At 61.4% G+C, this 17,071-nt stretch carries 13 protein-coding genes; 9 read left to right on the top strand and 4 right to left on the bottom strand.

The features are described 5' to 3' along the window. Positions 1-124: 124 nt before the first annotated feature. From gatB to gatC, 3 genes are all read right to left on the bottom strand, one after another. The gene (gene gatB / locus DBR18_RS18790; RefSeq protein ID WP_103521629.1) at positions 125-1,570 is read right to left on the bottom strand and encodes an Asp-tRNA(Asn)/Glu-tRNA(Gln) amidotransferase subunit GatB; all 1,446 of its coding nucleotides are present in this window, start codon (positions 1,568-1,570) and stop codon (positions 125-127) included. A 146-nt stretch (positions 1,571-1,716) separates the two neighbouring features. Continuing rightward, the gene (gene gatA, locus DBR18_RS18785) at positions 1,717-3,168 is read right to left on the bottom strand and encodes an Asp-tRNA(Asn)/Glu-tRNA(Gln) amidotransferase subunit GatA (RefSeq protein WP_108591427.1); all 1,452 of its coding nucleotides are present in this window, start codon (positions 3,166-3,168) and stop codon (positions 1,717-1,719) included. A gap of 16 nt (positions 3,169-3,184) precedes the next feature. Next, positions 3,185-3,472: an Asp-tRNA(Asn)/Glu-tRNA(Gln) amidotransferase subunit GatC gene (gatC, locus tag DBR18_RS18780; protein ID WP_003221657.1), complete on the bottom strand. Its 288-nt coding sequence runs from the start codon at positions 3,470-3,472 to the stop codon at positions 3,185-3,187. Positions 3,473-3,683: 211 nt separating this feature from the next. On the opposite strand from gatC, the gene mreB reads away from it, so the two are divergent. The 8 genes from mreB (at position 3,684) to tldD (ending at position 14,916) form a co-directional block, all read left to right on the top strand. After that, on the top strand, positions 3,684-4,721 hold the full coding sequence (gene mreB / locus DBR18_RS18775; protein ID WP_002555108.1) for a rod shape-determining protein MreB: 1,038 nt from the start codon (positions 3,684-3,686) through the stop codon (positions 4,719-4,721). Between the two features lie 142 nt (positions 4,722-4,863). Continuing rightward, entirely contained in the window at positions 4,864-5,943 is a 1,080-nt protein-coding gene (gene mreC / locus DBR18_RS18770) for a rod shape-determining protein MreC (RefSeq protein WP_108591426.1), read from the top strand. Continuing rightward, entirely contained in the window at positions 5,943-6,434 is a 492-nt protein-coding gene (gene mreD / locus DBR18_RS18765) for a rod shape-determining protein MreD (RefSeq protein WP_108591425.1), read from the top strand. The genes mreC and mreD overlap by 1 nt, the downstream gene beginning before the upstream one ends. 44 nt (positions 6,435-6,478) lie before the next feature. After that, positions 6,479-7,075: a nucleoside triphosphate pyrophosphatase gene (locus DBR18_RS18760; protein ID WP_108591424.1), complete on the top strand. Its 597-nt coding sequence runs from the start codon at positions 6,479-6,481 to the stop codon at positions 7,073-7,075. 58 nt (positions 7,076-7,133) lie between these two features. Further along, complete coding sequence (gene rng, locus DBR18_RS18755; RefSeq protein WP_108591491.1) at positions 7,134-8,591, top strand: ribonuclease G; 1,458 nt, start codon at positions 7,134-7,136, stop codon at positions 8,589-8,591. Positions 8,592-8,666: 75 nt separating this feature from the next. Further along, positions 8,667-12,470, top strand: a complete 3,804-nt coding sequence (locus tag DBR18_RS18750; protein WP_108591423.1) for a YhdP family protein — start codon at positions 8,667-8,669, stop codon at positions 12,468-12,470. A 138-nt stretch (positions 12,471-12,608) separates the two neighbouring features. Then, positions 12,609-13,469, top strand: a complete 861-nt coding sequence (locus tag DBR18_RS18740) for a carbon-nitrogen hydrolase family protein (protein ID WP_108591422.1) — start codon at positions 12,609-12,611, stop codon at positions 13,467-13,469. Between the two features lie 4 nt (positions 13,470-13,473). Further along, a complete protein-coding gene (gene tldD, locus DBR18_RS18735) occupies positions 13,474-14,916 on the top strand; it encodes a metalloprotease TldD (protein WP_007961588.1) in 1,443 nt (480 codons plus the stop codon). Positions 14,917-15,021: 105 nt separating this feature from the next. On the opposite strand, the gene yjgA is transcribed toward tldD, so the two are convergent. Further along, complete coding sequence (yjgA, locus tag DBR18_RS18725; protein WP_025109468.1) at positions 15,022-15,546, bottom strand: ribosome biogenesis factor YjgA; 525 nt, start codon at positions 15,544-15,546, stop codon at positions 15,022-15,024. A gap of 108 nt (positions 15,547-15,654) precedes the next feature. Between yjgA and pmbA the strand changes: the two genes are divergently transcribed. Beyond that, a complete protein-coding gene (gene pmbA / locus DBR18_RS18720) occupies positions 15,655-17,001 on the top strand; it encodes a metalloprotease PmbA (protein ID WP_047597853.1) in 1,347 nt (448 codons plus the stop codon). Positions 17,002-17,071 lie beyond the last annotated feature (70 nt).

Here is a 17,071-nt window from a genome sequence, read left to right as displayed (position 1 = left end):
GTACAGAAGAATTGGGGTCGCTTTGCAACCCATCGGGGATAAATCCCCTCACCACAAAACTTCCCCCGCCATGGATTGTTCCCACAGGGGATGGAGCCAGGTTTCAGGTCTGGCTCCATTTGCATCAGCCTTCGAGCTTGCTTTTCAGCAGTTCGTTCACTTGCTGCGGGTTGGCTTTGCCTTTCGAAGCCTTCATGGCCTGACCGACGAAGAAGCCGAACATCTTGCCGCGTTTGGCTTCGTCTGCCGCGCGGTATTGCTCGACCTGCTCGGCGTTGGCCGCGAGCATTTCGTCCAGGACTGCGGAGATCGCGCCGGTGTCGGTCACTTGCTTGAGACCGCGCTTGTCGATGATCTCGTCTGCCGTGCCTTCGCCGTTGGCCATCGCTTCGAACACCACTTTGGCGATCTTGCCGGAGATGGTGTTGTCCTTGATGCGCTGCAGCATGCCGCCCAACAGTTCAGCGGAAACCGGCGAATCCTCGATGTCCAGGCCTTGCTTGTTGAGCAGGCTGCCCAACTCGACCATCACCCAGTTCGCCGCCAGTTTGGCGTCGCCGCCGATGGCTGCGACTTTCTCGAAGTAGTCCGCTTGCTCACGGCTGGTGGCCAGCACGTTGGCGTCGTACGCCGACAGACCGAACTGGCTCTGGAAGCGCTCGCGTTTTTGCGGTGGCAGTTCCGGCAGGGTGGCGCGCACCTCGCCCAGGAACGACTCTTCGATGACCACTGGCAGCAGGTCCGGATCGGGGAAGTAACGGTAGTCGTTGGCTTCCTCTTTGGAGCGCATCGGACGGGTCTCGTCCTTGTTCGGATCGTACAGACGGGTCTGCTGGATCACTTTGCCGCCGTCTTCGATCAGTTCGATCTGCCGCTGGATCTCGGAGTTGATCGCCTTCTCGATGAAACGGAACGAGTTGACGTTCTTGATCTCGCAGCGGGTGCCGAACTCGACCTGGCCTTTCGGCCGTACCGATACGTTGCAATCGCAACGCAGCGAGCCTTCGGCCATGTTGCCGTCGCAGATGCCCAGGTAACGCACCAGTGCGTGGATCGCCTTGACGTAAGCCACGGCTTCCTTGGCGCTGCGCATGTCCGGCTCGGAAACGATTTCCAGCAGCGGCGTGCCGGCACGGTTCAGGTCGATGCCGGTGGCACCGTTGAATTCTTCGTGCAGGCTCTTGCCAGCGTCTTCTTCCAGGTGTGCGCGAGTAATGCCGACACGTTTGACGGTGCCGTCTTCCAGGGCGATGTCCAGGTGGCCCTTGCCGACGATCGGCAATTCCATCTGGCTGATCTGGTAGCCCTTCGGCAGGTCCGGGTAAAAATAGTTTTTACGCGCGAACACGTTGTGCTGACCGATCTCGGCGTCAATCGCCAGACCGAACATCACGGCCATGCGCACGGCTTCCTGGTTCAGCACCGGCAACACGCCGGGCATGCCCAGGTCGATCAGGCTGGCCTGGGTGTTCGGCTCGGAGCCGAACTGGGTGGAACTACCGGAAAAGATTTTCGATCGGGTAGTGAGCTGAGTGTGAATCTCCAGCCCGATCACGACTTCCCATTGCATGTGTGTCTCCTAGCCTTTTGCTGGGGATTTTGAAACGTCGCGAGCGAAGGTAAGGCAAGGCGAAAACTGGCGAGTAAGCGGAGTTGACTGTAGTCAATGAGCATTACGAGCCAGTTTTCAACGCAGCATTACCGAGCGCAGCAGTTTCAAAACCCCTGCGGGGTGCGGGTGTGCCAGTCAGTGTGTAACTGATACTGGTGGGCAACGTTGAGCAAACGGCCTTCCTGGAAATACGGCGCAAGCAACTGCACGCCCACCGGCAGACCATCGACAAAACCGGCCGGCATCGACAGGCCCGGCAGGCCCGCGAGGTTGGCGGTGATGGTGTAGACGTCTTCCAGATAGGCGGCGACCGGGTCGCTGTTCTTGGCGCCGAGCTTCCAGGCCGGGTTCGGCGTGGTTGGGCCGAGGATGATGTCGACTTCATTAAAGGCAGCCATGAAGTCGTTCTTCACCAGACGACGGATCTTCTGCGCTTTGAGGTAGTAGGCGTCGTAGTAACCGGCGGACAGCGCGTAGGCACCGACCATGATCCGGCGCTGCACTTCAGGGCCGAAGCCTTCGCCACGGGAGCGCTTGTACAGGTCGATCAGGTTTTCCGGGTTCTCGCAGCGATGGCCGAAGCGTACGCCGTCGAAACGCGACAGGTTCGAGGAGGCCTCTGCCGGGGCGATCACGTAGTACGCCGGAATCGCGTGCTGCATGTTCGGCAGGCTGATTTCCTTGATCACCGCACCGAGCTTCTGCAGCTCCTTGATGCTGTTCTGGATCAGCTCGGCGATGCGCGGGTCGAGACCGGCGCTGAAGTATTCCTTCGGCACGCCGATGCGCAGGCCCTGCAGCGAATCGCCGAGGCTGGCGGAGTAATCCGGAACCGGCTCATCGATGCTGGTGGAGTCGTTCTGATCGAACCCGGCCATACCTTGCAACAAAATTGCGCAGTCTTCGGCAGTGCGTGCCAACGGGCCGCCCTGATCGAGGCTGGAGGCGTACGCGATCATGCCCCAGCGCGACACACGACCGTAGGTCGGTTTCAGGCCGGTGAGGTTGGTGAATGCAGCGGGCTGACGGATCGAACCACCGGTGTCAGTGGCCGTGGCCGCTGGCAACAGACGCGCGGCAACCGCCGCCGCCGAACCACCGGACGAACCGCCCGGTACGTGTTCCAGGTTCCACGGGTTTTTCACCGCGCCGTACCAGCTCGACTCGTTGGCCGAGCCCATGGCGAATTCGTCCATGTTGGTCTTGCCCAGGGTCACGGCGCCGGCAGCGGCCAGTTTCGCAACCACGGTGGCGTCGTAGGGCGCCTTGAAGTTGTCGAGCATCTTCGAGCCGCAGCTGGTGCGGATGCCCTGGGTGCAGAACAGGTCCTTGTGGGCGATCGGCGCGCCGAGCAGGGCGCCGCTCTCACCGTTGGCACGACGCACGTCGGCGGCTTTCGCCTGCTCGAGCGCCAGCTCTTCGGTGAGGCTGATGAAACTGTTGAGCTGCGGATCGAGCTGGGTAATACGCGCCAGCAGGACTTTGGTCAGCTCTTCGGAGGAAAACTTTTTATCGGCGAGACCGCGGGCGATCTCGGCCAGAGTCATTTGATGCATTGCAGGCTCTTTCCCTTTAGTCGATGACTTTCGGAACCAGATACAGGCCGTTTTCGACCGCTGGTGCGATGGACTGATAGGCCTCGCGGTGATTGGTCTCGGTCACGACGTCGGCGCGCAGGCGCTGACTGGCTTCCAGCGGGTGGGCCAAAGGCTCGATACCGTCGGTATCGACGGCCTGCATTTCGTCGACCAGCCCGAGAATGCTGTTGAGGGCGGAAGTAATGTGCGGAAGATCGGCATCATTGAGGCCAAGGCAGGCCAGATGTGCGATTTTTTCCACGTCGGAGCGTTCTAGCGCCATCGGGATTCTCCAGTGGAAAACAGAACGGACGGCGTCCGTGTGTTAGATTGTCGGAACACTACCGCACTTCTACGGTCATAAGGCCGCGATTGTGGGGCTTGGTGCACAGAAAAGCGGCCAATTTAACATATTGGCGCCTTGCCCAAAATCCCTGTCGTTGTTAGAGTTTGCCGCACTTTTTTACCCACGCGTTGCCTAGGGTCCCTTTCCCATGTTCAAGAAACTGCGTGGCATGTTTTCCAGCGATCTTTCCATTGACCTGGGCACTGCCAACACCCTTATTTACGTGCGCGAGCGCGGTATCGTCCTGAATGAGCCATCGGTTGTGGCCATTCGGACACACGGTAACCAGAAAAGTGTCGTTGCTGTCGGCACCGAAGCCAAGCGCATGCTCGGCCGTACGCCGGGCAACATTGCTGCCATTCGTCCGATGAAGGACGGCGTGATCGCCGACTTCAGCGTTTGCGAAAAGATGCTGCAATACTTTATCAACAAGGTTCACGAAAACAGCTTTCTGCAGCCCAGTCCTCGTGTGCTGATCTGCGTTCCATGCAAGTCCACCCAGGTTGAGCGTCGTGCCATCCGTGAATCGGCCCTCGGTGCCGGTGCCCGTGAAGTGTTCCTGATCGAAGAGCCAATGGCTGCAGCGATCGGTGCCGGTCTGCCGGTTGAAGAGGCACGCGGTTCGATGGTCGTCGATATCGGTGGTGGTACTACCGAAATCGCGCTGATCTCCCTGAACGGCGTGGTCTATGCCGAATCCGTGCGCGTTGGCGGCGATCGTTTCGACGAAGCGATCATCACCTACGTGCGCCGCAACTACGGCAGCCTGATCGGTGAATCGACCGCCGAGCGCATCAAGCAGGAAATCGGCACGGCCTACCCGGGCGGCGAAGTTCGCGAAGTCGACGTTCGCGGTCGCAACCTGGCCGAAGGCGTTCCACGCGCATTCACCCTGAACTCCAACGAAGTGCTGGAAGCTCTGCAAGAGTCCCTGGCCACTATCGTTCAGGCGGTGAAAAGCGCCCTGGAGCAGTCGCCGCCGGAACTGGCTTCCGACATCGCCGAGCGTGGCCTGGTGCTGACCGGTGGTGGCGCGCTGCTGCGTGACCTCGACAAGTTGCTGGCCCAGGAAACCGGTCTGCCGGTGATCGTTGCCGAAGACCCGCTGACCTGCGTTGCTCGCGGCGGTGGCCGTGCATTGGAAATGATGGACAAACACACCATGGACCTGCTCTCCAGCGAATAACTCGCCGGTTTGCAATACGTGGGTGAGCGCGCAGGCAGCACTTTGCAGTGCTGCCTGTTGGCGTTTATCTTCTGTCAGTCTTCATCCAGGCCGGTTTGATGCCGTATGAATAAACAGAACATTTGCCTGGGAGGAGCGGCTTATTAAACCGCTTTTCGCCAAGGGCCCTTCGTTGGGCGTGCGCCTGTTGGTGCTGGCCGTGCTATCGATCGCGCTGATGGTGGTCGATGCCCGCTTTGACCTGCTCAAGCCTGCGCGCAAGCAAGCGTCGCTGGTGCTGATGGATGCCTACTGGATCACCGACCTGCCCGGTCGCTTGTGGGAAGGTGTCGCCAGCCAGTTCGGCAGTCGCACCGAGCTTGTCGCCGAAAACGAAAAACTCAAGACCGAGAACCTGCTGCTGCAGGGCCGCATGCAAAAGCTTGCCGCCCTCACCGAGCAGAACGTTCGGCTGCGCGAGTTGCTCAATTCCTCTGCGCTGGTCAATGAAAAGGTCGAAGTGGCCGAGTTGATCGGCATGGACCCCAACCCGTTCACCCATCGCATCATCATCAATAAAGGTGAGCGTGACGGCGTGGTGCTGGGTCAGCCGGTGCTCGATGCACGCGGTCTGATGGGCCAGGTGGTGGAGTTGATGCCGTACACCTCCCGAGTGCTGCTGCTGACCGACACCACCCACAGCATTCCTGTCCAGGTGAACCGCAACGGTCTGCGGGCGATTGCCAGCGGCACCGGTAACCCGGAACGCCTGGAATTGCGCCACGTCGCCGACACCGCCGACATCAAGGAAGGCGATCTGCTGGTCAGCTCCGGCCTCGGTCAGCGCTTCCCGGCCGGTTACCCGGTGGCGACGGTCAAGGAAGTCATCCACGACTCCGGCCAGCCGTTCGCGATTGTCCGTGCGGTGCCGACCGCTGCACTGAACCGCAGCCGCTATCTGCTGCTGGTGTTCAGCGACAACCGTACCGCCGAAGAGCGCGCCAACGATGCGGCGCAAGCCCAGGAAAATCTTGATGCGCAGGGCGGTGGCCCGGTGATTCCGGCCACGGTGCCGAAAACCGTAAACGCCCCGGCTGCTGCAGCAGCGCCCGCTGCACCGCCAGCGCCTGCTGCCAGTACGCCTGCGGCCAAGCCCGTGGCAAGCAAACCGGCCGCGACCAAACCTGCAGCGGCGACCAAACCGCCTGCCGCCGCGCCGGCCACCACCGGGAGACAAGAGTAATGGTCGGCGCTACCGCTTCGCGTAACGGCTGGATCGTCTGGCTGACGTTTGTCGTCGGCATCCTGCTCAGCGTGTCACCGCTACCGATGTTCATGGAAATCCTGCGCCCACTGTGGCTGGCCTTGCTCCTGACGTTCTGGGCCTTGTACATGCCGCATACAGTCGGCATGGTCACCGCGTTCTGCCTGGGGCTGGCCGAAGACGTGCTGCAGGGGGATCTGCTCGGTCAGAATGCCCTGATCCTGACGCTGATCACCTTCCTCGTGCTGTCGTTGCAGCAGCGTCTGCGGATGTTCCCTATGTGGCAGCAGTGCCTGGTGATCCTGGTGATCTTCGGCCTCGCGCAACTGGTCCAGCTGTGGCTCAGCGCACTGACCGGCAACCGTCAGCCGACCCTGGCGCTGGTGCTGCCGGCACTGGTCAGTGCCTTGCTCTGGCCCTGGATCAGCTTCGCTTTGCGTGGATTGCGCCGGCGCTACAAAATCAACTGATCCGGTCAGGCATTTGCCCGCACCTCGACAAGGGAGATGTCTTGATGAAGCCGCTTTACCTTGCCTCTGGATCGCCGCGTCGGCGTGAGTTGCTCACGCAGATCGGCGTTCCGTTTTCCGCCATCAGTGCGGACATCGATGAAACCCCGCTCCCTGAAGAATCGCCATCGGCCTACGTCGAACGCCTTGCGCGTGGCAAGGCCGAGGCAGGTCGGCGCACATTGGCGTCTGACGCAACGTTCTGCGTGCTGGGTGCCGATACCGCCGTGGTACTCGACGGCAAAATTCTTGGCAAACCGGTGGACGAAGCCGATGCATGCGCCATGCTGATGATGTTGTCCGGCAAGGAGCATGAAGTGCTCACCGCCATCGCCGTGCTCGAAGGCGAGCGCTGTGAGTCGCAGGTTGTGCGCAGTCTGGTGCGGTTTCGCCCCATCAACCGCGAAGAAGCCGCCGCCTACTGGGCCAGTGGCGAACCCCGGGACAAGGCCGGCGGTTATGGCATTCAGGGCCTCGGCGCGGTGTTCGTCGCGGGCCTCAATGGCAGCTATTCGGCGGTGGTCGGGCTGCCGGTTTGCGAAACCGCAGAACTGTTGGGCCATTTCGGCATACCCTGTTGGCAAAACCTGAACGCGCAATGAGCGTCGTATGGATCAAGATGCGGCCATTATCGTGAACATGCCTGAACGAGACCCTGCCATGAGTGAAGAGATTCTGATCAACATCACGCCGATGGAATCGCGCGTGGCGGTGGTCGAAAACGGTGTGCTGCAAGAAGTCCACGTCGAGCGCACGCAAAAACGCGGGATCGTCGGCAACATCTATAAGGGCAAGATTGTCCGGGTGCTGCCGGGCATGCAGGCGGCATTCGTCGATATCGGTCTGGATCGTGCGGCATTCATCCACGCCTCGGAAATTTCCCTGCGCGAAGGCCCGGCGGTGGAAAGCATCAGCTCGCTGGTGCACGAGGGCCAGAGCCTGGTGGTGCAGGTCACCAAGGACCCGATCGGGTCGAAAGGCGCGCGGTTGACGACACAGCTGTCGATTCCGTCGCGCTATCTGGTGTACATGCCGCGCACCGCCCACGTCGGCATTTCCCTGAAAATCGAAGACGAAGCCGAGCGCGAACGCCTCAAGCAGGTGGTCAGCGATTGTGTGGCAAAGGAAGGGATCAAGGAGGCCGGCGGCTTCATCCTGCGAACCGCCGCCGAAGGTGCCGGGGCCGATGAAATCCTCATGGACATCCGCTACCTGCGCCGCCTCTGGGATCAGATCAGCGAGCAGATCAAGACAGTCGGCGCGCCGAGTGTGATCTACGAAGACCTCGGCCTGGCCCTGCGCACCTTGCGCGATCTGGTCAGCCCGAAAATCGAGAAGATCCGCATCGACTCCCGGGAAACCTTTCAGAAAACCACGCAGTTCGTCGCCGAGCTGATGCCGGAAATCGCCGATCGTCTGGAACACTACCCGGGCGAGCGGCCGATTTTCGACCTGTATGGCGTCGAAGACGAAATCCAGAAAGCCCTCGAGCGCAAAGTGCCGCTCAAGTCCGGCGGTTATCTGGTGGTCGATCCGGCGGAAGCCATGACCACCATCGACGTCAACACCGGGGCGTTCGTCGGCCACCGCAATCTCGAAGAAACCATTTTCAAGACCAATCTGGAAGCTGCCACGGCAATTGCCCGTCAATTGCGCCTGCGCAATCTGGGCGGGATCATCATCATCGACTTCATCGACATGGAAGATGAAGAACACCAGCGTCAGGTGCTGCGAACCCTGGAAAAACAGCTCGAACGCGACCACGCCAAGACCAACATCATCGGCATTACCGAGCTGGGACTGGTGCAGATGACCCGCAAACGTACCCGCGAAAGTCTTGAGCAAGTGCTGTGCGAACCGTGCAGCAGTTGCCAGGGGCGCGGCAAGCTGAAGACCCCGGAAACCATCTGTTACGAGATTTTCCGCGAGATTCTGCGTGAAGCCCGTGCCTATCAGGCTGAGGGCTATCGGGTGCTCGCGAACCAGAAAGTGGTGGACCGTTTGCTCGACGAAGAATCCGGTAACGTCGCCGAGCTTGAGGGGTTCATTGGCCGCACCATACGCTTTCAGGTCGAAACCATGTATTCCCAGGAACAATATGACGTGGTGTTGCTCTGAGATCCTGCGGCACATTCAATCCAAAACGGCTGGCCTCAGCTTTTCGCAGTTTTATCGCCATGGGAGCCAACTGACATGGAGCGTCTGACACGCATTCTGGCCGCACTTACCCGCTGGGGGCTGGGCCTGTGCGCGTTGGTTCTGGTGTTGATGGCGCTGTACGTCAGCCTCGGTCGGGAATTGACGCCGCTGGTGGCGGAATATCGCACCGATATCGAAGACAAGGCCACCGCCGCGCTCGGCATGCCGTTGCAGATCGGCGAACTGGAAGGCAACTGGAGCGGTTTCGCGCCGATCCTGCTGGCCCACGATGTGATGGTCGGTGACGGCGCCAACGCGTTGCGTCTGGATCGGGTGCGCGTGGTGCCCGATCTGTGGGGCAGTGTGCTGGCGCGCGAATTGCGCATCGCCCATCTGGAACTCAACGGTCTGAAGGTCAGCGTCAAGGAAGCGCAGGACGGCACCTGGGCACTGGAAGGCCTGCCGGTGCAGAACGACCAGCCGCTGGACCCCCAGCAACTGTTCAATCGCTCGCAGATGGTTCAGCAACTCTCGGTGCTCGACAGTCAGGTGACCGTGCAGCCGCTGGATCAGGCGCCGATGACCTTCACCTACGTCGGTCTCAACCTGAAAAACGGCACCAGCCGTCAGCGTCTCGACGCCCGTTTGACCTTGCCCGACGGGCAACCGGTGGCGATGAGCCTGCGTACGCGGATTCGCCCCTCGCAATTGCCGGACAGTTCGCTGGAAGGTTATGTCAGCCTGCCGCAAAGCGACTGGTCCAAATGGCTGCCGGAGCGTGTGACCCAACAGTGGAATTTCTCCGAGATCAAGGCTGGCGGCGAACTGTGGGTGAACTGGAACGACGGTGCCCTGCAGAGCGCCGCCATCCGTTTGAACGCGCCACAACTGACTGGCGCCTATGCCGAGCGCAAGCCGATCCAGATCAACAATCTGGCGCTCAACGGCTACTACCAGCGCGACGATGATGGCGCGACGGTTACCCTCGATTCGCTGGCGATGAATTTCGGCGAGACCCGCTGGGAATCCCATGTGCAGCTCAAGCAGACGGCAGCTACCGATAAAGTCGACGAGCTCTGGCATCTGCAGGCCGACCGCCTCGATCTGACGCCGATCACACCGCTGCTCAATGCGCTGGGGCCATTGCCGGAAGGCTTCGCCACGGTCGTTGATCATCTGAAAGTGACCGGTGGGCTGCGCAACGTGCTGCTGGATTTTCGTCCCAACGCCACCGACGGCTCGAAATTCGGCTTTGCTGCCAACCTGGATCAAGTCGGTTTCGATGCCTATCACGGTGCTCCGGCGGCGCGAAACGTCAGTGGCAGCCTGAGCGGCAACCTCGACGGTGGCGAGTTGCGCATGGACAGCAAGGATTTCGTCCTGCACCTGGACCCGATCTTCGCCAAGCCATGGCAATACATCCAGGCCAACGCCCGCTTGACCTGGAAGCTCGATAAAGACGGTTTCACCCTGATTGCGCCGTACCTGAAGGTGCTGGGCGAAGAGGGCAAGATTGCCGGCGACTTCCTGATCCGCCTGCACTTCGACCATAGCCAGGAAGACTACATGGACCTGCGCGTCGGTCTGGTCGATGGCGACGGTCGCTACACCGCCAAATACCTGCCCGAAGTCCTCAGTCCGGCCCTCGACGAGTGGCTGCGCACGGCGATCCTCAAAGGCGCGGTGGATCAAGGCTTCTTCCAGTACCAGGGTTCGCTGAACAAGAACGCCAAGGATGTCGACCGCAGCATCAGCCTGTTCTTCAAGGTGCATGACGCCGAGCTGGCGTTCCAGCCGGGCTGGCCGCACGTGAGCAAGGTCAGCGGTGACGTGTTCATCGAGGACAGCGGCGTGCGCATCGTCGCCGACAAGGGCCAGTTGCTCGACACCCGAGTCAGCGATGTTTTCGTCAATATTCCCCATTTGCCGGCCGGGCAGCACACGCATCTGCTTCTCGATGGCGGGTTTGCCGGCGGGCTGGGCGACGGGCTGAAGATTCTGCAGACCGCACCGATCGGCACTGGCGAAACGTTTGCCGGCTGGGAAGGCGAGGGCGATCTGCAGGGCAAGGTCAAACTCGATATTCCGCTGGAGAAGGGCGATCTGCCGAAGATCCTCGTCGACTTCAAGACCGCCAATGCGCGGCTGAAACTGGCAGAACCGAAGCTTGAACTGAGCCAGCTCAAGGGCGATTTTCAATTCGACAGCGCCAAGGGCTTGAGCGGGCAGAACATCACCGCCAGGGCTTTCGACAAACCGGTGACCGCGCAGATTTTCGCCGATGGCATTGCCAACAAGCTCAAGACCCGGGTTGCGGCGTCCGGGCAGGTCGAGGTCAAGAAACTCACCGATTGGCTGGGCGTGACCCAGCCGTTGCCAGTGTCCGGGACCATTCCGTATCAGTTGCAGGTCAACCTGGACGGCAACGACAGCCAGTTGACGGTCAGCTCCAGCATGAAAGGTGTCGCGGTGGATCTGCCGGCACCGTTCGGCATGCCGGCCCAGCAGGGCCGTGACACGGTGTTCCGCATGACGTTGCAAGGCGCGGAGCGGCGTTATTGGGTCAGTTACGATCAACTGGCCAGCTTCACCTTCGCCGCACCGCCGAGCAATATCGCCGAGGGTCGTGGCGAACTGTTTCTCGGCACCGGTGACGCGGTGCTGCCGGACGCCAAGGGCCTGCGCATACGCGGTGTGCTGTCGGAGCTGGACGTCGCGCCGTGGCAGGATCTGGTCAGCAAATACGCCGGTAACGATCCCGGCGGCAGCGCCAAGCAACTGCTCAACAGTGCCGACTTCAAGGTGGGCAAGCTCACGGCATTCGGCACCACGCTCGATCAGGCGGCGGTGCAGGTCAATCGCAAGCCATGGGCGTGGAATCTGGCGCTCGACAGCCAGCAGGCCAAAGGCTCGGCCAGTCTTCCCGATGCGAAAGGCGCACCGATTGCGGTCAATCTGCAATACGTGCGCCTGCCGGCGCCGGATCCGACGGTGCAGGCCGACGAGAATTCACCCGACCCGCTGGTTTCCGTCGACCCGACGAAAATTCCGGCGCTGGATATCACCATCAATCAGTTGTTCCAGGGCCAGGATCTGGTGGGTGGCTGGTCGCTGAAAGTGCGCCCGACCGCCAAAGGCATCGCCCTGAACAATCTCGACATGGGCCTCAAGGGCATTCTGTTGCAGGGCAATGGCGGCTGGGAAGGCGCGCCGGGTTCGACCAACAGCTGGTTCAAGGGCCGGATAAGCGGCAAGAATCTCGCCGATGTGCTCAAGGGCTGGGGCTTCGCGCCGAGCGTGACCAGTGAAGAGTTCCACATGGATGTCGATGGCCGCTGGCCGGGTTCGCCGGCGTGGCTGGCGACAAAACGCTTCTCTGGCACGCTGGACGCCTCGCTCAATAAAGGTCAGTTCGTTGAAGTGGAGGGCGGCGCGCAAGCATTGCGGGTGTTCGGCCTGCTCAACTTCAACTCCATCGGTCGCCGTCTGCGCCTGGACTTCTCCGATTTGTTCGGCAAGGGCTTGAGCTACGATAGGGTCAAGGGTCTTTTGGTCGCCAACGCCGGTGTCTACGACACTCGCGAGCCGATTCGTCTGACCGGGCCGTCGAGCAACATTGAGCTCAACGGTACGCTGGATCTGGTGCGCGAGCAGGTCGATGCGAAATTGCTGGTGACTTTGCCGGTGACCAATAACCTGCCGATTGCTGCGTTGATCGTCGGCGCGCCGGCGGTCGGCGGGGCGTTGTTCCTGATCGACAAGCTGATCGGCGACCGCGTGGCGCGCTTCGCCAGCGTCAAGTACACCGTCAAAGGCCCGTGGAAAGAGCCGAAAATCACCTTCGACAAGCCTTTTTGAGTAGCATGAGGCTTTCCCCCGTGCAGGAGCTGCCGCAGGCTGCGATCTTTTGATTTTGCTTTTAAAAAACCAGATCAAAAGATCGCAGCCTTCGGCAGCTCCTACAGTGATAAGTGGACTCCCTGTTAGGAAGCGGCCATGTCTTTAGCGGTGATTCAAATGGTCAGCCAGAGTGACGTGCTGGCCAATCTGGTCCAGGCTCGGCGCCTGCTCGAACAGGCCGCAGCCGGCGGCGCGAAGCTGGCGGTGCTGCCGGAAAACTTCGCCGCCATGGGCCGTCGCGACATCGCCGACATCGGCCGCGCCGAAGCGCTTGGCGAAGGGCCGATCCTGCCATGGTTGAAACAGACCGCCCGCGACCTCAGGTTATGGATTGTGGCCGGCACCTTGCCGTTGCCGCCCCTCGGGCAGCCGGACGCCAAGTCGCATGCGTGTTCGCTGCTGATCAACGATCAGGGTGAAACCGTTGCCCGTTATGACAAGTTGCACCTGTTCGATGTCGATGTGGCGGACAATCGTGGGCGGTATCGTGAATCCGATGACTATGCTTATGGCAGTGGCGTGGTGGTGGCGGACACGCCGGTTGGCCGGGTTGGCCTGAGCGTGTGTTACGACTTGCGCTTTCCGGAGCTGTACAGCGAGCTGCGCGCCGCCGGTGCCGAGTTGATCACCGCCCCGTCGGCCTTCACGGCAGTGACCGGAGCGGCGCATTGGGACGTGCTGATTCGCGCCCGGGCCATCGAGACCCAGTGTTACGTGTTGGCGGCAGCACAGGGCGGGACCCACCCGGGACCGCGTGAGACCTTCGGTCATGCGGCGATCATCGACCCGTGGGGCCGTGTACTGGCGCATCAGGATCAAGGCGAAGCGGTGTTGTTGGCCGAACGCGACAGTGATGAACAGGCGTCTGTCAGGGCGCGAATGCCGGTGACCAATCACCGGCGGTTTTTCTCGCAGGGCGCACAGCGGCCTGCCTCAGAACACGAATTTAAGGCGTAAACCTATGAGCGAGTTGTTGTCCTCAGTCAGTGATCACCTGTTGGCGCCCGGCGGCGTGACCATCGAGAGCCTGCAAGGCGTACTCGGTGACCTGGCCGGCCCGGGCATCGATGCTGCCGACCTGTATTTCCAGGGCCAGATTTCCGAGTCGTGGTCGCTGGAAGATGGCATCGTCAAGGAAGGCAGCTTCAACCTCGACCAAGGGGTCGGCGTGCGTGCGCAGTCCGGCGAGAAAACCGGCTTTGCCTACAGCAACGCGATCACTCTTGAAGCCCTTGGCGCGGCGGCCCGTGCTGCGCGCTCGATTTCCCGCGCCGGGCAGAACGGCACGGTGCAGGCATTCAGCACCCAGGACGTCGCGCAGTTGTATGCGCCGGACAATCCGCTGGAAGTGCTGAGCCGCGCCGAGAAAGTCGAGTTGCTCAAGCGCATCGACGTTGCCACCCGCGCCCTCGATCCACGGATTCAGCAGGTCAGCGTTAGCATGGCCGGGGTCTGGGAGCGGATTCTGGTGGCTTCCACCGACGGTGGCCTGGCGGCCGATGTGCGCCCGCTGGTGCGCTTCAACGTAAGCGTGATCGTCGAGCAGAACGGCCGTCGCGAGCGCGGCGGACATGGCGGCGGCGGGCGAACCGACTACCGTTACTTCCTCGCCGAAGATCGCGCCATGGGCTATGCCCGTGAGGCGCTGCGTCAGGCGCTGGTGAATCTGGAAGCGATTCCGGCGCCGGCCGGCACCTTGCCTGTCGTCCTCGGTTCGGGCTGGTCCGGCGTGCTTTTGCACGAAGCGGTCGGCCACGGTCTGGAAGGCGATTTCAATCGCAAGGGCAGCTCAGCCTACAGCGGGCGGATGGGCGAAATGGTTGCCTCCAAGCTCTGCACCATTGTCGATGACGGCACGTTGAGCGGCCGTCGCGGTTCGCTGAGCGTCGACGACGAAGGCACCCCGACCGAGTGCACCACGCTGATCGAGAACGGCGTGCTGAAGGGCTACATGCAGGACAAGCTCAATGCCCGCCTGATGGGCGTGGCCCGCACCGGCAACGGTCGTCGCGAGTCTTACGCGCACCTGCCGATGCCGCGCATGACCAACACTTACATGCTGGGTGGCGAGAGCGATCCGGCGGAGATCATCGCTTCGGTGAAGAAAGGCATCTACTGCGCCAACCTTGGCGGCGGTCAGGTCGACATCACCAGCGGCAAGTTCGTGTTCTCCACCAGCGAGGCGTATCTGATCGAGGACGGCAAGATCACCGCGCCGGTCAAAGGCGCGACATTGATCGGCAATGGCCCCGAGGCGATGAGCCGGGTGTCGATGGTCGGTAATGATCTGGCGCTGGACAGCGGTGTGGGTACGTGCGGGAAGGACGGGCAGTCGGTGCCGGTGGGTGTTGGGCAGCCGACGCTGAAAATCGATGCGATCACCGTGGGTGGCACGGGCGCATAAACAAAAAGCTGTAGGAGCTGCCGCAGGCTGCGATCTTTTGATCTTGCTTTTAAAAATCAAAGTCAAAAGATCGCAGCCTTCGGCAGCTCCTACAGGAGCGAGATATCAACGCAGGCCGCGTTGGGTATCGTCCAGCTCACGGATGTACTTGAAGATCTTGCGGCTGGAAGCAGGAGGTTTGTTTTGCGCAACCTCGTGCTGAGCCTGACGGATCAGGGAACGCAGTTGCTGGCGATCGGCGTCGGGGTATTCAACGACGAATTTCTCCAGCACGGCATCGTCACCGGCGATCAGGCGGTCACGCCAGCGTTCGAGGTTGTGGAAACGCTCGTTGTACTGACGGGTGGAGGCATCGAGTTGATCGAGCAGCGTCAGAATCGCGTCAGTGTCCTGATCGCGCATCAGTTTGCCGATGAACTGCAGGTGCCGTTTACGCGCGATGTTCGCGGTGTGCTTGGGCGCATCGGCCAAGGCCCGGCGCAAGGCGTCGGTCAATGGCAGTTTTGCCTGCAGGTCGGGCTTGAGTGTTGTAAGGCGCTCGCCAAGGTCAACCAGAGCATGCAGCTCGCGTTTGACCTGAGATTTGCTTTTTTCTCCCGTATCGAGGGAGTCGTCGTAAGAATCAACCATGGTGGCAGTCCGCAAAGAAACGCCGCCATGATAACCAGTCGGGGGCCGCTTGTCCGGCCCGGTCGCTCGATGACCCCAGCCGAAAGCAGAATTTGAGTGGAGATGAGCATGAGTGCAGTTCAAAGCGTCGGCCCGCAGGCATTGCCGGCACTGCAGGAGCAGGTCGAGCAGATCATCGCCGAAGCCAAGCGTCAGGGCGCCAGCGCCTGCGAAGTCGCGGTGTCGCTGGAGCAGGGGCTGTCGACGTCGGTGCGCCAGCGTGAGGTCGAGACGGTCGAGTTCAACCGCGATCAGGGCTTTGGCATCACCCTTTACGTCGGCCAGCGCAAAGGCTCGGCTAGCACCTCCGCCACCGGTCCGGACGCGATTCGCGAAACCGTTGCTGCCGCACTGGCGATCGCCAGACACACCTCTGAAGACGAAGCCTCGGGCCTCGCCGATGCCGCGCTGATGGCCAGGGATGTGCAGGATTTCGACCTGTTCCACGAATGGGACATCACCCCGGAGCAGGCCATCGAGAAGGCGTTGCTCTGTGAAGCCGCCGCGTTCGACGCCGATGCGCGCATCAAGAACGCTGACGGCACCACCCTCAGCACCCATCAGGGCTGCCGTGTGTACGGCAACAGCCACGGTTTCATCGGTGGTTACGCGTCGACCCGGCACAGCCTGAGCTGCGTGATGATCGCCGAAGCCGATGGCCAGATGCAGCGCGATTACTGGTATGACGTCAATCGTCAGGGCAGCCTGCTGGCGGACCCTGTGAGCATCGGCCAGCGCGCCGCACAACGGGCCGCGAGCCGTTTGGGCGCGCGTCCGGTGCCGACTTGCGAAGTACCGGTGCTGTTTTCCGCCGAGCTGGCGGGCGGCTTGTTCGGCAGCTTCCTGTCGGCGGTGTCTGGCGGCAGTTTGTACCGCAAGTCGTCGTTCCTCGAAGGCACGCTGGGGCAAAAACTGTTTCCGGAGTGGCTGACCATCGATGAGCGTCCACACCTGATGCGCGCCATGGGCAGTGCGTCCTACGACGGTGATGGTCTGGCCACCTACGCCAAACCGTTCGTCGAGAAGGGCGAACTGGTGTCGTACATCCTCGGCACGTACTCCGGGCGCAAACTCGGCATGCCGAGCACCGCCAACGCGGGTGGCGTGCACAACCTGTTCGTCACTCACGGTGATGAAGACCAGGCGGCGCTGTTGAAGCGCATGGGCCGTGGCTTGTTGGTTACCGAGTTGATGGGCCATGGCTTGAACATGGTCACCGGCGATTATTCGCGTGGTGCGGCGGGTTTCTGGGTCGAGAACGGCGAAATCCAGTTCGCGGTGCAGGAAGTGACCATCGCCGGCAACATGCGCGACATGTTCAAGCAGATCGTCGCGGTCGGTAATGATCTGGAGCTGCGCAGCAATATTCGCACGGGTTCGGTGTTGATCGAGCGGATGACTGTGGCGGGCAGCTAAGCTCCCACCGTCACAAAAAGGCGCGCCATCCACCCGGATGGCGCGCCTTTTTCATGTCCGCCCTGTAGGA

This window comes from Pseudomonas sp. HMWF021, from assembly GCF_003061005.1.
Taxonomy (GTDB): domain Bacteria; phylum Pseudomonadota; class Gammaproteobacteria; order Pseudomonadales; family Pseudomonadaceae; genus Aquipseudomonas.
This window is presented reverse-complemented; position numbering and strand designations above follow the sequence as displayed.